Below are 13,223 nucleotides of genomic sequence, written 5' to 3' on the forward strand. Positions count from 1 at the left end.
CGATTGCCTTGTCACTGGCAAGCCATCTGTTCAGCGCGGGCAGCATGGGGGCCATGATCCTCGGGATGATAGCCCGTGTATCCCTCGGACACAGTGGCAGAGCCCTGCAGATAGGACGCAGGATAACGGCGGCATTTGCACTGGTGATCCTGTCCGCGCTGTTGCGGGTCTTGCTCCCCCTCTTTTGGCCAAATCTCACCCTCACGGGATGGAACCTCAGCGGATGGAGCTGGGTTGCCGCCTACGGTCTGTTCATCTGGGTTTATACCCCCATACTGACCAGTCCCAGGGCGGATGGCCGCCCCGGCTAGTCATCGCGTGGCCATGGCCGGATAGTGGATCAGATTGTGGAAGATGGCGGGAGCGACCCCAAGATTGCGATAGCCATGGGGACGGTCCGCTGCAAACCGGACGGCCTCACCCTGATCGAGGGAACGCCATGCCCCGTCCACCAGCACCTCCATCACACCGCTGATGACGATGACATGTTCGGTCACTCCGGGTTCATGGGGTTCGGACTCCCGCTGGTAGCCAGGTAGCAGGGTCAGTTCGAACAACTCGAAACCAAAGCGGGCCTCATAGGGGAAAAGCGGGGCAACCTGCATCCCCTCTCCCGCCGGCTGCTGTCGAATATCATCGGCAATACGGTATACCGTCTCTCCCTGTGCCGCTGGTGTCGGCTCAATGAAACTGGAGAAAGAGACCCGAAAACCGGTGGCAATCTTCCACAATGTTGCCACCGTCGGACTGGATTCACCTCGCTCGATCTGTCCCAGCATGGCCTTGCTCACCCCCGTTTCACGGGCGGCCATATCCAGGCTCCATCCTCTTTCAGTGCGCAGCCCTTTCAATCGCTGGGCCAGATAGCGACTCATCTCCTGCATCTGTTCTCCGATTTCTTCGAGCCATATTGTGCGCCATAACGCACAGCGTTATAGTCCAAACCACATTGTACGCAATAACGCACAAGCTATCAGCATCCACAAGGAAGTTTCCCATGCCCCTAGCCCTCCCCCACATGGTCGCGGGACTCATCGCCGTATTGGTGGGTTACACGAGTTCTGTCGTCTTGATCATCCAGGCCGCCACGGCCGCCGGTGCCGATGCAGCCCAGGTCTCTTCCTGGTTATGGACACTGGGTATCGGCATGGGGGTCAGCTGCATCGGCCTCTCCCTCTATTACCGGGTGCCTGTCTTGACGGCCTGGTCCACCCCGGGTGCAGCCCTGCTCATCACCAGCCTGGGGAACTTCAGTCTGGCGGAGGCCATCGGCGCCTTCATCATCTCTTCACTGCTGATCACCCTCTGCGGTATCAGCGGCTGGTTCGACAGGCTGATGCGTCACATTCCCGCCCCACTGGCGGCCGCCATGCTGGCCGGAGTCTTGCTCAGGTTCGGGCTGGATCTCTTCAAGGTGGCACCGCAAGATCCTCTGCTGCTTGGCACCTTGCTACTGGCTTTCTTGCTGGGTCGCCACCTCTGGCCCCGCTACACCATGGTGCTGGTCCTGGCGGCCGGCATGCTGCTCTGCACCCTGAGGGGCGAGCTGCAACTCAACGAGGTTCACTGGCAACTTTCCACCCCGGTCTGGATCTCGCCAGCCTTTTCCATCGACGCCCTGCTCGCCATCGCACTCCCGCTCTTTCTCGTTACCATGACCTCGCAAAACATGCCGGGCATTGCCATCCTGCGTGCCCATGGCTATCAACCCGCCACCTCTTCCCTGATCACCTGGACCGGCCTGACCGGCTTGCTGCTGGCCCCGTTCGGCGGTTACGCCTTCAACCTGGCCGCCATCACAGCCGCCATCTGCATGGGCAAGGAAGTGGATCACGATGCCACTCGACGCTGGCCTGCTGCCGTGTGGGCTGGATGTTTCTACCTGCTCACAGGCTGTTTCGGTGCCACCGTGGTTGCCCTGTTCAGCGCATTCCCTGCGGTGCTGGTCACCTGCGTGGCCGGGCTGGCGCTGCTCGGTACCATAGGCAGCAGCTTGCACAGCGCCTTGCAGCAGGACGAGGAGCGGGAAGCCGCGCTACTGACTTTCCTCGTGACTGCCTCGGGGATCACCCTGCTCGGGGTAGGGTCTGCCTGCTGGGGATTGCTGATCGGAGTGACATTGCATCAAGTCAACCGGCTCCGCGCCTGACCTGACCATCTGGGGAGACTCCAGTGAGACGCAGCACATAATCCTGAGAAGAGCGTTCACATATGAACCTTATTCCTTTCTAGTGACAAAACGGCGCAGATCCTTCCCGACAAGCGCCGTTGTCAGACTCAATACTGGAGAACGAAGATGAGGAATCAGGCTGTCATTTTGTTACTGGCACTGCTGGGCGCCACCACGACCCAGGCTGCCGACACCGATCGGGAGCTGGCACGCCAGCTCGCGCTGCAGCAGAAGAACCTGCTGCCGCTCCTGAACAATCAGGAATACCAGAGTCCACTGCCCAACCTGCTGCCAAAGGCCAGCCCGCGCCTGAAGCGCCAGGCTCGGGATGCCAACCAGGCGGCCATCAGTCGGCAAGGGCTGGATGGCGAGGTCAGGGAACTGATGCAACTGCGGCTGGCCAATCCGGATCAGGCGGATGCACTGCAACAAGGGGTTGAGCCACTGGTTGCCTACATACCAAGTGGTGACGAAAAGAGCTGGAGCGCCATCGAGGCGTTCGACAGCGCCGGCAGCCCGATCTATCTCGATGTGAACCAGCCGCCGGCGCGGCCGGTACTGGTGGTGGAGGCCGATCCGGTCAAAGCCAAGAATGCCGGCCTGAAGGTGATGCGAAAGGCGCTGGCTGCCGCCGACATGCAGGTGACGCCCCGTGCCACCAGCAACACCACCCCCCTCAAGACCAGCATTCTCAAGAAGATCAGGCTCAACGATGATCAGGAGCCCTGGCTGCTGGGCGCCGCCGAGGTCTATGCCGTCGTGGCCGGGGTCAATCCTGCCAGGGACGAGCCCGTGGTAGATATCGTCGACATGCCCTATCTCGACTACAACAACACCGACTACACCCCCAACCAGATCCTGGTCTATTGGGATCGCTACCGCTGGGGAGCCGTCGACGTGGTCATGATGGAGCAGGATGACAACGTCAATTACAAGGAGCTGAGTGCCCTCCTGATTGACGCACTCAAACTCGGCTTCACTGCGGGCGGCGTACCCGAGGCCCTGCCCTTCCTCGACCTCGGCGGTCGTATCGTCAAGGCACTTCCGGACTCCTGGATGACCAACAACGACGACTACCTCGACACCTTCTATACCCTGGAGCAGGACCAGAGCTATCACCAGTATCCCGGTGCCGCCGGCAATGCAGTCATCGATCTCGAGCCCAGGGAGATCCAGCCAACCCGGCCCTGACTGTCGCCCAAAACAAAAAGCCAATGAGAAGACTCATTGGCTTTTCTGTATCAGAGCCGCGGATCAGGCCTGACCTTTCGGCCTCACACCCAGTGTGTGACAGATGGCGTAGGTCAGCTCTGAGCGGTTCAGGGTATAGAAGTGGAAATCCTTCACCCCTTCCTGACTCAGCACACGCACCTGGTCGATGGCAATGCTGGCTCCCACCATGTTGCGCGTCATCTGATCGTTTTCCAGCCCTTCGAAACGCTGGTGCATCCAGCGCGGGATCTTCACGTTGGTGAAACCGGCAAACTTGGCCAGGGTCTGGTAGTTGGAGACCGGCAGTATCCCCGGCACGATCTCCGCATCGATACCGATGGCGGCGCAGCGATCCCGAAAACGCAGATAGGTCTCCACATCGAAGAAGAACTGGGTAATGGCCCGGTTGGCACCGGCATCTATCTTGCGCTTGAGGTTGAGCAGGTCGGATTGCGCACTGCGAGCCTCGGGGTGGCCTTCCGGATAGGCGGCGACCGAAATGTCGAAATCGGCTTCGGATTTGAGCAGGGCAACCAGGTCGGTGGCATACATGTCAGGCTTGTCGAGGCCGGGGGGCAAGTCTCCGCGCAGGGCCACGATGTGGCGAATGCCGCTGTTCCAGTAATCACGGGCAATGGTGCGCAGCTCGTCACGGCTGGCGTCGATACAGGTCAGGTGCGGGGCTGCGATGAGGCCGGTGCGCTCCTTGATGTCCTTGATCACCTTGTGAGTGCGGTCCCGGGTGCCCGAGTTGGCGCCATAGGTCACAGAGACGAATTTGGGCTCCAGCACCTGCAGGCGCTCGATGGACTGCCAGAGGGTGTTCTCCATCCCTTCGCTGTTGGGCGGGAAAAACTCGAAACTGACCGATATGTCGCCACCCAGATCCGCCAAACTCTGGTTGAGTGCCTCAACCTGACGCGCGCTGTGAAATCCCATCTGCTCTCTCCCTGTCCTGCAACCCATTCCTTCACGCCAAAACGGATGTTTGGACGTCTAAACGTCTTTCTATCTTTATGATAAAACGGATCAAAGTCAATACCGATTTGTCAGCGACAAGGGGGATTGCCGATTTTTTTATTTTGCAATTCAACCTAAGTAATGAGCGACCCCATCCCAAAATGCTGTCAGGCACGCTATGATGCGGGCGGATCGTCCTGGACGTTCTGAATCTGCGTGTGATTGTTTGGCCGGGTTTCCCGGCCTTTTTTTAACTTCTTTCCCCGCCTGCCGATAAGCAATTCAAGCGTTTGCAGGAGCCCCATCATGGAAGATCACCCCGGTTTTGCCACCGATCTGCTGTTCGATCGCTATCAGGGCGAGGTGACGGATCATGATGCGTTCTGGACCGTGCGCACCCCGGGCTCTCCAGACTACTACTTCGGCAACTACCTGTTGCTGCCCACCCCCCCAAGCGATCGTGACAAGGGCTGGCTCGAGGCCAGTTTCGACAGGCTGATTGGCTGGGATCCCCGTATCCGCCACCGCACCTTCCAGTGGCCCCTCGCCGCAGGCCAGAACAGCCGGGTCGCCGGGTTCGTGGCGGCGGGGTACCAATACATGGAGTGCGTGGTACTGGCGCTGAGTGCAATGGAGTGGCAAGCCCCCACCGGCAGCGACCTGGCCCCGGCTCGCCCGTTCACCGCGGCGGACTGGGATCAGTGGCTCGCCTTCGAGCTGGCAGAGCGGGATCCCGCCCATTCGGAGGAGCGCTATCTTCCCTATCTCTTGTCACGCCGCCAGCTCTATCAGGCCATGATCGATGACGGGCTCGGACAGTGGTGGGGGTTATGGCACCAGGATCAACTGGTTGCCAGCTGCGGACTCTTCTTCACCGGCACCCTGGGACGCTTTCAACTGGTGCGCACGCACGCAGAGTGGCGAAACCGGGGGCTCTGTCGTCTGTTGCTGAGCCAGGTCGCACGCCAGGGACTGGCACGGGCCAGTTCGCTCATCATAGTGGCAGACGAGCACTATCACGCCCAGCGGGTCTATCGCGCTCTGGGTTTCGTGCCGGTGGCCCGTATCGGCAGCCTGTGCCGCTGGCCACGGGAATGACAGGTCATCACGCAGATGCAAAACGGGAGGCCAAGGCCTCCCGTTCTTCATGGTGAACCATCAGGGCTGTGCCCCCTCCAGTTCGCTGGCGAGCGCCTCCTCCACTTCGGCAGGAGGCGCTGGAGCGACGGCTCCGGACACCGGTTCTGACGGAGGCTGGGTCGCGCTTGCTCCGGAAGGCGCTTGTCCATCCGGCACCACAGGTGCAGCAGGCTCGGTCCCGATGGCACCCGACACAGGGACGGCAGGCACGCTCACCTCACACTGACACTCCTGTCCCTTGCCCTGGTTGCCCTGATGGGGGGCATACCACCCTTTCAACCCCTGTTCCAGGCGATCGGCCGCCGCCTTGGGTGCCACGGTTCCCAGCAATACCTGCTGGCTCACCTCGGCCAGTTCATCCCCGAGCTTGGGAGTGCCGCGGGAGAGGATCTGGGTGGCAACCCGGATGGTGGAATCGCACTGATCCCGCCACTCCATCATCTCTCTGGCCGCCGGATTGGTGGCTTCAAAGAAGTGGTTGGAGAGCGAGAAGAAGCCGGGCAGCGAGTTGGTATAGAGCTCGGCAAACTGGGGAGTGGTCAGCCACTGCAGGAAGGTCATGGCGGCCTCCTTGTTCTTGCTGGCCGGATTCATCCCCATACCGATGTCGGTGTGATCGGTGAAGAAACAGCCATCCCCCTGCTTTGCCACGGGCGGGCGCATGACACCGAAGTCCACCTTGCCGGTGAAGGGGGCGATCTCCCAGGATCCCGCCGCATAGAAGGCAGCCTTGCCCGAGGTGAACAGCTCGTTGGTGGTGGCGTAGTCGCGGCTCTCGCCCCCCTCCCCCAGGTAGTCACGCCAGCGGGCCAGCTCCTCGAACACCTTGACGTATTGCGGGTTGTTGAAGCGCTCCTGGCCCCCGATCAGCGCCAATCGACCATCCTCCCCCTTCCAGTAGTTGGGGCCTATGTTCTGGAAACCGAGCTCGGAGGCAACCCAGCTCTCCGAGCCGCTCACGGCGAGGGGAACATAGCGACCATCCGCCTTCACCTTGTCCAGGGCCGCGAAGAATGCCTCGCGGGTCTGGGGAACCGTCAGCCCCAGCTCACTGAAAATCTTCTTGTTGTAGAAGAAGCCGTGAATCACCGATGCCATGGGTACGCAGAAAGTCTGGGCGCCACTGTCGGTCTGCCAGGGGGATTGGGCAAAGCTCGGGAAGTTCTCCATCCCCGCCATCTCGCTCAGCTCCACCAGATGGCCCGCCTTGAACAGGGCCAGGGAGTCGTCAAACGGGCGGCAGGTGATGAGATCCCCCGCCTTGCCCGCCTTGAGGCTGGCCCAGAGGGTCGGCATGTACTCTACGTTCTGCACCCCGTTGAATTTCACCTGAATACCCGGGTGGGCGGCCTCGAAAGCAGGAATGATCTTCTGTTCCCACAAGGCCTTGTCATCAATGCGCCAGCTCTCTATCACCAGCTCGCTGGCCATCAGCTGGCCACACAACAGGAGACTCAGGGCCCCGATCCACTTGTTAGCCATAAGTCCTCCTACACCTTGAAATGGGCGATCAATTGCTGCTGCTTGGCGACCAGATCCGCCAGCACCTCACTGCTGCTGGCCGATTCCCGCGCCTCCCGCTCGGTCTCGTAAGCCACATCCGCAATGCCGGCGACATGACGGGCAACCCCCTGACTCACGGAGATCTGTTCCTGGGCGGCATGAGCCACCTGATCCGCCATCGCCTTGATGGCACTCATCCGCTCGGCAATGGATTGCAGTGCCTCGTCCATCACTCGGGTCTGGGCCACGCAATCCTGGGTCTGCTCCTGGCTGCGTGCCATCACGGCCACCACGTGCTTGCTGGAACTTTGCAGGTTCTCGATCATGGCCTGGATCTCCTCGGTCGAGGTCTGGGTCCGGTTCGCCAGTGCCCGCACCTCGTCCGCCACCACCGCGAAGCCGCGACCGGCGTCCCCCGCGCGGGCCGCCTCGATGGCCGCGTTCAGCGCCAGCAGGTTGGTCTGCTCGGCGATGCTGCGGATCACGTCGAGGATGCTGCCGATGTTGTCGCTGAATTCCCCCAGCTTGTGGGTGATGCCGACCGCCTCTTCCATGGCACCCGCCAGTTGTTCGGTGATCTGGCGCGTAGTCGCCACCTGTTTGCGTCCGGCGCGGGCCTCTTCGTCCGCCAGGTCCACCTCGCGCTTGGTGCCATCGGTGGAACGCGCCACCTCGGTGGCACTCACCTCCAGCTCGGTGATGGCGGCAGCCACCTGATCGGTCTGGCTCTTCTGATCCTGCACCCGTGACATGGCCCGCTCGCTTATCTCGGCGGCGCGGCTCGCCTCGTCCACCAGATGGCGCGAGCCGGCATTGATCTGGGCGAGCAGCTCGCCAGTCTTGTCTGCCAGGGTATTGATGGAGCGGGTCAGGCTGCCAAACTCGCAGCGGCTCTGGTAGTCGATGCGCCGGGTCATGTCACCCGTGGCCATGCGATCCAGCTCCCGATCGATGAGTTGCAGCGGACGCTGGATGCTGCGGGCTGTGGTGTAACCGATGAGGAGCGCGGCGGCTGCGGAGATGGCCGACACGATCAGGATCCAGGCGCTGGCGCTGCTGACGGCGTCATCCGCCCCGACCCGGCTCGCGCTGGCAATGCTGCCCGCCGATTTGGCCATCTCGTCCAGCAGCGCCAGGCTGTTGACCAGACTGGTGTCGAGCTGCTGGTTCAGGGACTGCAGCGAGGCCGCCAATTGCTGGCCATTGCGCATGGTCGCCAGCAGCCCTTTCGGGCCGAGGGCCAGCTCCTGCATCCGATCGAGGTTGACGATGAAACGCTGCCTCACGTCATCGGGCACCTGCACCCGTTCGAGCCGTTTGCGTGCCATCTCGATATCCTTGCCGAGCACCTTCTCCAATTCATTGAGATCGGTCTTGGCATCGGCCCGGCGGATGTTTTTCAGATCCCGGGCAATGCCGGAGGTGATGAGTTCGGCCTTGTTGCGCATGGAGCGTTTGCTCGCGGTCTGCTGCAACAACAGGTCGGCGGCCCACTGGTAGGTATCTTCCAGCCGGATGAACGCCAGCTCCAGTTCATGGCGCCGATCGAGTGCGGCCACCCACTGGCCGTGCTGGGTCAGCACCTGATCCGCCAACCCGTAGAACTCGCGGGTCGCCCCGTCGACCTGGCGGAACCGCTCGCTCGCCTCGGCCACCCCGTCAAACCGGGCCATCTCCTTGCTCTGGGCCAGGAAACGCTCCTGCTGCGCCTTGAACTGGCTGGCCAGTTGCGGCAACTGGGCCGCCTCCTCGCTGGTTCTGTAGGTGAGCACCCAGCGGTTGCTGTCCTGCAGTGCCCCCTTGAGCCCGGCGACTGCGATCACCAGGGGGGTGGCACGATCAGAAACCTGGGAGAGCCCCTCGTTGATCCCCCGGATCTTCAGAATACTGATGAAGCCGAGCAGAACCAGCAACAACAGCATCAGCACGAAGCCGGCGATGATCCGCTGCACAATAGATAAACCCATGGAGGCATCCTCACTCGTTGGGGAAAGGGGTGAATGCCGAGGTTATCGGCAGCGGGGTGCAATGGAATAGCGGTTCGTGACGCGATGGCGGGCCAGATCACAGTTGGCGTGACATGGCAGGCAGAAAAGGGCCCGAACAGAGCCGGGCCAAAGAGACATGCTTGGTTGTCATGGCCGAGCACCGGCCACGTTTGTCATCAGAAGCGGTAGCCGACGCCGAACATGAAGGCCACCGGATCGATGGAGGTGTTGATGGTGCCCACGGCGGTATGCACATCGGTATCGATGTCGATGAGCCAGGCGGAGGCGTTGACGAACCAGCGGTCATTGATCGCCATGTCCAGGCCCACCTGACCCGCCATCCCCCAGGAGGAGTCCACGCTCACATCCGTCCCGGCCAGGGCACCGCGCCCTTCCTCGTCGAAGAAGGTGGTGTAGTTGATACCGGCCCCCACATAGGGGCGCACCTTGCTGTTGGCATCACCGAAGTAGTACTGCGCCATCAGGGTCGGCGGCAGGTGTTTGACCTTGGCGACCTCACCCAGGCCGGCAGTCGACACCGAGTGGGAGAAGGGGGTCGCGGCCAGCAGCTCGACACCCCAGTTGTCCGTCAACATGTAGGAGAGGGTCAGGCCAAGCTGCATGTTGCTGTCGATCTCCAGCTCGCCCGTCCCCAGCACGTTGTCACTGCTGGTCTGGGGAGAGACGAACGCCAGGCCACCACGGACCAGGATGTCACCGGCCTGATGTGCCATGGCGACGGGGGAAGCAAAAGCGGCTGCGATTAACAGAGGAAGGATATTTTTCATCACATTATTCCTTTTTTGTTTTCTTTCTATGTTGCAAGCCCGAAAACTATAAAAGGATGTGAATGGCCGGTTATTGATTTAGCTCAATAGTTATCAAGGAATAGATAGATGTACACAGCAGCTTTGATTGGACAATCAAACCGCAGATGAAAATAAAAAGTCATTCAAATACATGATGATGCCTTAAATTACCGCATCATCATGAAATGTAAAATACAAATTAAATACACCTTAAACATCTTCATATCACCTTTCAATTGTTGTTTAATTATGCCCCGGGGCGTATTTTATTAATGCGATGTAACCACGCTGTAATTTGAATTCTATGAAACCACAGACACGCAAAGACAAAATTCTCGGCATTCTTGCCGCCATCTGGGGGATAGGTTCCTTCCTCTTCATTCTGCTGGGTTTCCTGTTCGCCCTCGCCTTCCTGATGCTGACACACTGAGTCTGCCGGACGAGTCCCTCTTTTCTCCCTCTCATCCCTGGCCGGGCGCCAGACCGGCGCACCTCGCCCATCGGCCAACAAAAAAGGGGCCTTGGCCCCTTTTTCTCGAGTGACGCTTATTTCTCCAGTAGAGGAGCGAGGAAGCGCGCCGTGTGGGACTCCTTGCAACGGCTCATCTCCTCAGGCGTACCCGTCACCAGAATACGGCCACCACCAGCGCCCCCTTCCGGGCCCAGATCAACGATCCAGTCCGCGGTTTTGATGACGTCCAGATTGTGCTCGATGATGACGATGGTGTTGCCCCGATCCCGCAGCTGGTGCAGTACCTTGAGCAACTGCTGGATATCGTGGAAGTGCAGCCCCGTTGTCGGTTCGTCCAGGATGTAGAGGGTCTGGCCGGTGTCCCGCTTGGAGAGCTCCCGCGCCAGCTTGACCCGCTGCGCCTCGCCGCCAGAGAGCGTGGTGGCGGACTGACCGAGCCGGATGTAGGAGAGGCCCACGTCCATCAGGGTCTGCAGCTTGCGCGCCACCGCCGGCACCGGATCGAAGAAGGCACGGGCATCTTCCACCGTCATCTCGAGGATTTCGTGGATGTTCTTGCCCTTGTACTTCACCTCCAGGGTCTCGCGGTTGTAGCGCTTGCCCTTGCAGACGTCGCACGGCACGTAGACGTCCGGCAGGAAGTGCATCTCCACCTTGATGACCCCGTCCCCCTGGCACGCCTCGCAGCGTCCCCCCTTCACGTTGAAGGAGAAGCGGCCCGGCTGGTAGCCACGGGAACGCGCCTCCTGGGTGCCGGAGAGCAGCTCGCGGATCGGGGTGAACAGGCCGGTGTAGGTGGCCGGGTTGGAGCGCGGGGTGCGGCCGATGGGGCTCTGGTCGATATCCACCACCTTGTCCAGATGCTCCAGCCCCTCGACGCTGCGATAGGGAGCCGGGGTGGACTCGGTGGCCTTGTTCAGCTCGCGGTGGGCGATGCGGAACAGGGTGTCGTTGATCAGGGTCGACTTGCCGGAACCGGAGACGCCGGTGACGCAGGTCATCACTCCGATGGGCAGATCCAAGTTGACGTTGCGCAGGTTGTTGCCGCTAGCCCCTTTCAATTTCAGCCACTTGCCGGTGAGCGGGGTGCGCTCGGCCGGGATGGCGATCTGCTTGCGCCCGGAGAGGTAGTCACCGGTCAGGGATTCGGGGTTCGCAATGATCTCCTCCGGCGTCCCCTGGGCGACGATGGCCCCGCCGTGCACGCCAGCCCCCGGGCCGATGTCGAGCACATGGTCGGCGAGGCGAATGGCATCCTCATCGTGCTCCACCACGATCACGGTGTTGCCGAGATCACGCAGGTGGGTCAGGGTCTTGAGCAGCCGCTCGTTGTCCCGCTGATGCAGACCGATGGAGGGCTCGTCCAGTACGTACATGACCCCCACCAGGCCAGCCCCGATCTGGCTGGCCAGCCGGATCCGCTGCGCCTCGCCACCGGAGAGGGTCTCTGCACTGCGCGACAGGCTCAGATAGTTGAGGCCGACGTTCACCAGGAAGCCGAGCCGCTCGACGATCTCCTTGAGGATCTTGTCCGCTATCTGGGCACGCTGACCGGACAGGTTCAACCCTTCGAAGAAGGCCAGGGCATCGCCGATGGACTGCTCGGCGATGGCGGGCAGGTTGCGATTGTCCACGAAAACGTGGCGGGCTTCTTCCCGCAGTCGGCTGCCACCGCAACTGGTACAGGACTTGTTGGCGATGTATTTGGCCAGCTCTTCCCGCACCGCGTTGGATTCGGTCTCCCGGTAACGGCGCTCCATGTTGTGCAGAATCCCCTCGAACGGGTGCTTGCGCACCACCACGTCGCCGCGGTCATTCATGTAGCGGAACTCGATCTCGGTGCGCCCGGAGCCGCGCAGGATCACCTCCTGGGTCTTGAGCGGCAGATCCTCCCAGGGGGTCTCCAGGTCGAACTTGTAGTGATCGGCCAGGGATTTGAGCATCTGGAAGTAGTAGAAGCTGCGCTTGTCCCAACCACGGATGGCGCCGCCGGCCAGGCTCTGGCCGGGATCATGGATGAGCTTGGCGGGATCGAAATACTGCTGCACCCCGAGACCGTCACAGGTGGGGCAGGCCCCCGCCGGGTTGTTGAAGGAGAAGATCCGGGGCTCCAGCTCCGACATGGAGTAACCGCACTCGGGGCAGGCGAAGTTGGCGGAGAAGGTCATGGGGGCAACCCCATCCTCCCCGTCCATCGGCACCACCAGCACGATGCCGCCGGAGAGAGTCAGCGCCGTTTCGAACGATTCGGCCAGGCGCAGGGCCAGGTCATCGCGCACCTTGAAGCGATCCACCACCACCTCGATGGTGTGCTTCTTGTGCAGCTCCAGCGCGGGAGGATCCGACAGATCGCATACCTCGCCGTCGATGCGGGCGCGGATGTAACCCTGGGCCGCCAGGTTCTCCAGCAGCTTGGTGTGCTCCCCCTTGCGGTTGCGCACCACGGGGGCCAGCAGCATCAGCTTGGCGCCTTCGGGCTGGGCCAGCACCTGATCCACCATCTGGCTGATGGTCTGGGCCGCGAGCGGAATGGCGTGGGTCGGGCAGCGTGGCTCGCCGACCCGGGCGAACAGCAGCCGCAGGTAGTCGTAAATCTCGGTGATGGTGCCGACGGTCGAGCGCGGGTTGTGGGAGGTGGACTTCTGCTCGATGGAGATGGCAGGCGACAGCCCCTCGATGTGGTCCACGCCCGGCTTCTCCATCAGGGAGAGGAACTGGCGGGCATAGGCGGAAAGCGATTCCACATAGCGGCGCTGCCCCTCGGCATAGAGGGTATCGAACGCCAGGGAGGATTTGCCCGAACCGGACAGGCCGGTCACCACGATCAGCTTGTCACGTGGCAGGATCAGGTTGATGTTCTTGAGGTTGTGGGTGCGGGCACCCCGGATCACGATTTTTTCCATCTTGTTGCGCGCTCGATACGGGAACCAGAGCGAGCCAGTATGGCATAGAGACTACTGGATGAATAG

Annotated in this window: 11 protein-coding genes (1 of these 11 only partly in view); 5 read left to right on the plus strand and 6 right to left on the minus strand. The window is 61.4% G+C overall.

Annotated features, from left to right (window positions below; all coding sequences use genetic code 11):
- Window positions 1-311, plus strand: the end of a protein-coding gene (locus ACPW74_RS17875; protein WP_113069092.1) for an NnrS family protein. The gene continues 886 nt to the left of window position 1, outside the view; 311 of the gene's 1,197 nt are visible here — the last part of the coding sequence; its start codon lies beyond the left edge, outside the window; it ends in the stop codon at window positions 309-311.
- On the opposite strand, the gene ACPW74_RS17880 is transcribed toward ACPW74_RS17875, so the two are convergent.
- Window positions 312-884, minus strand: a complete 573-nt coding sequence (locus ACPW74_RS17880; protein ID WP_042015843.1) for a helix-turn-helix domain-containing protein — start codon at window positions 882-884, stop codon at window positions 312-314.
- Window positions 885-997: 113 nt separating this feature from the next.
- Between ACPW74_RS17880 and ACPW74_RS17885 the strand changes: the two genes are divergently transcribed.
- Window positions 998-2,149: a benzoate/H(+) symporter BenE family transporter gene (locus ACPW74_RS17885; RefSeq protein WP_234929225.1), complete on the plus strand. Its 1,152-nt coding sequence runs from the start codon at window positions 998-1,000 to the stop codon at window positions 2,147-2,149.
- Window positions 2,150-2,296: 147 nt separating this feature from the next.
- Window positions 2,297-3,361 (plus strand): DUF3103 family protein, encoded by a 1,065-nt coding sequence (locus ACPW74_RS17890; RefSeq protein ID WP_201891118.1) that lies wholly within the window; start codon window positions 2,297-2,299, stop codon window positions 3,359-3,361.
- A gap of 63 nt (window positions 3,362-3,424) precedes the next feature.
- Here the strand turns inward: ACPW74_RS17890 and metF are convergent, their stop codons facing one another.
- The gene (metF, locus tag ACPW74_RS17895) at window positions 3,425-4,321 is read right to left on the minus strand and encodes a methylenetetrahydrofolate reductase (RefSeq protein WP_010674220.1); all 897 of its coding nucleotides are present in this window, start codon (window positions 4,319-4,321) and stop codon (window positions 3,425-3,427) included.
- A 327-nt stretch (window positions 4,322-4,648) separates the two neighbouring features.
- Here metF and ACPW74_RS17900 point away from each other — a divergent pair, with 327 nt between their 5' ends.
- Window positions 4,649-5,440, plus strand: coding sequence for a GNAT family N-acetyltransferase (locus ACPW74_RS17900; RefSeq protein WP_279982039.1), 792 nt, complete (start codon window positions 4,649-4,651; stop codon window positions 5,438-5,440).
- 60 nt (window positions 5,441-5,500) lie between these two features.
- On the opposite strand, the gene ACPW74_RS17905 is transcribed toward ACPW74_RS17900, so the two are convergent.
- The 3 genes from ACPW74_RS17905 to ACPW74_RS17915 all read right to left on the minus strand — a co-directional run bounded on the left by ACPW74_RS17905 (window position 5,501) and on the right by ACPW74_RS17915 (window position 9,761).
- Complete coding sequence (locus ACPW74_RS17905; RefSeq protein ID WP_279982040.1) at window positions 5,501-6,964, minus strand: extracellular solute-binding protein; 1,464 nt, start codon at window positions 6,962-6,964, stop codon at window positions 5,501-5,503.
- A gap of 8 nt (window positions 6,965-6,972) precedes the next feature.
- Entirely contained in the window at window positions 6,973-8,952 is a 1,980-nt protein-coding gene (locus ACPW74_RS17910; RefSeq protein WP_039040116.1) for a methyl-accepting chemotaxis protein, read from the minus strand.
- Window positions 8,953-9,149: 197 nt separating this feature from the next.
- Complete coding sequence (locus tag ACPW74_RS17915; protein WP_104454894.1) at window positions 9,150-9,761, minus strand: OmpW family outer membrane protein; 612 nt, start codon at window positions 9,759-9,761, stop codon at window positions 9,150-9,152.
- A 325-nt stretch (window positions 9,762-10,086) separates the two neighbouring features.
- Between ACPW74_RS17915 and ACPW74_RS17920 the strand changes: the two genes are divergently transcribed.
- The gene (locus ACPW74_RS17920) at window positions 10,087-10,212 is read left to right on the plus strand and encodes a hypothetical protein (RefSeq protein ID WP_010674215.1); all 126 of its coding nucleotides are present in this window, start codon (window positions 10,087-10,089) and stop codon (window positions 10,210-10,212) included.
- A gap of 116 nt (window positions 10,213-10,328) precedes the next feature.
- On the opposite strand, the gene uvrA is transcribed toward ACPW74_RS17920, so the two are convergent.
- The gene (uvrA, locus tag ACPW74_RS17925; protein ID WP_425858417.1) at window positions 10,329-13,157 is read right to left on the minus strand and encodes an excinuclease ABC subunit UvrA; all 2,829 of its coding nucleotides are present in this window, start codon (window positions 13,155-13,157) and stop codon (window positions 10,329-10,331) included.
- Between the last annotated feature and the right edge of the window lie 66 nt (window positions 13,158-13,223).

Source organism: Aeromonas sp. INTO2, from assembly GCF_049860605.1.
Lineage (GTDB): Bacteria > Pseudomonadota > Gammaproteobacteria > Enterobacterales > Aeromonadaceae > Aeromonas > Aeromonas caviae.

Bases quoted from the DNA above. Each gene is read 5' to 3' on its own strand.
- ACPW74_RS17900 (WP_279982039.1), top strand. From the start codon at position 4,649: ATGGAAGATCACCCCGGTTTTGCCACCGATCTGCTGTTCGATCGCTAT.
- ACPW74_RS17885 (WP_234929225.1), top strand. From the start codon at position 998: ATGCCCCTAGCCCTCCCCCACATGGTCGCGGGACTCATCGCCGTATTG.
- ACPW74_RS17890 (WP_201891118.1), top strand. From the start codon at position 2,297: ATGAGGAATCAGGCTGTCATTTTGTTACTGGCACTGCTGGGCGCCACC.
- metF (WP_010674220.1), bottom strand. From the start codon at position 4,321: ATGGGATTTCACAGCGCGCGTCAGGTTGAGGCACTCAACCAGAGTTTG.
- uvrA (WP_425858417.1), bottom strand. From the start codon at position 13,157: ATGGAAAAAATCGTGATCCGGGGTGCCCGCACCCACAACCTCAAGAAC.
- ACPW74_RS17915 (WP_104454894.1), bottom strand. From the start codon at position 9,761: ATGAAAAATATCCTTCCTCTGTTAATCGCAGCCGCTTTTGCTTCCCCC.
- ACPW74_RS17905 (WP_279982040.1), bottom strand. From the start codon at position 6,964: ATGGCTAACAAGTGGATCGGGGCCCTGAGTCTCCTGTTGTGTGGCCAG.
- ACPW74_RS17920 (WP_010674215.1), top strand. From the start codon at position 10,087: ATGAAACCACAGACACGCAAAGACAAAATTCTCGGCATTCTTGCCGCC.
- ACPW74_RS17880 (WP_042015843.1), bottom strand. From the start codon at position 884: ATGCAGGAGATGAGTCGCTATCTGGCCCAGCGATTGAAAGGGCTGCGC.
- ACPW74_RS17910 (WP_039040116.1), bottom strand. From the start codon at position 8,952: ATGGGTTTATCTATTGTGCAGCGGATCATCGCCGGCTTCGTGCTGATG.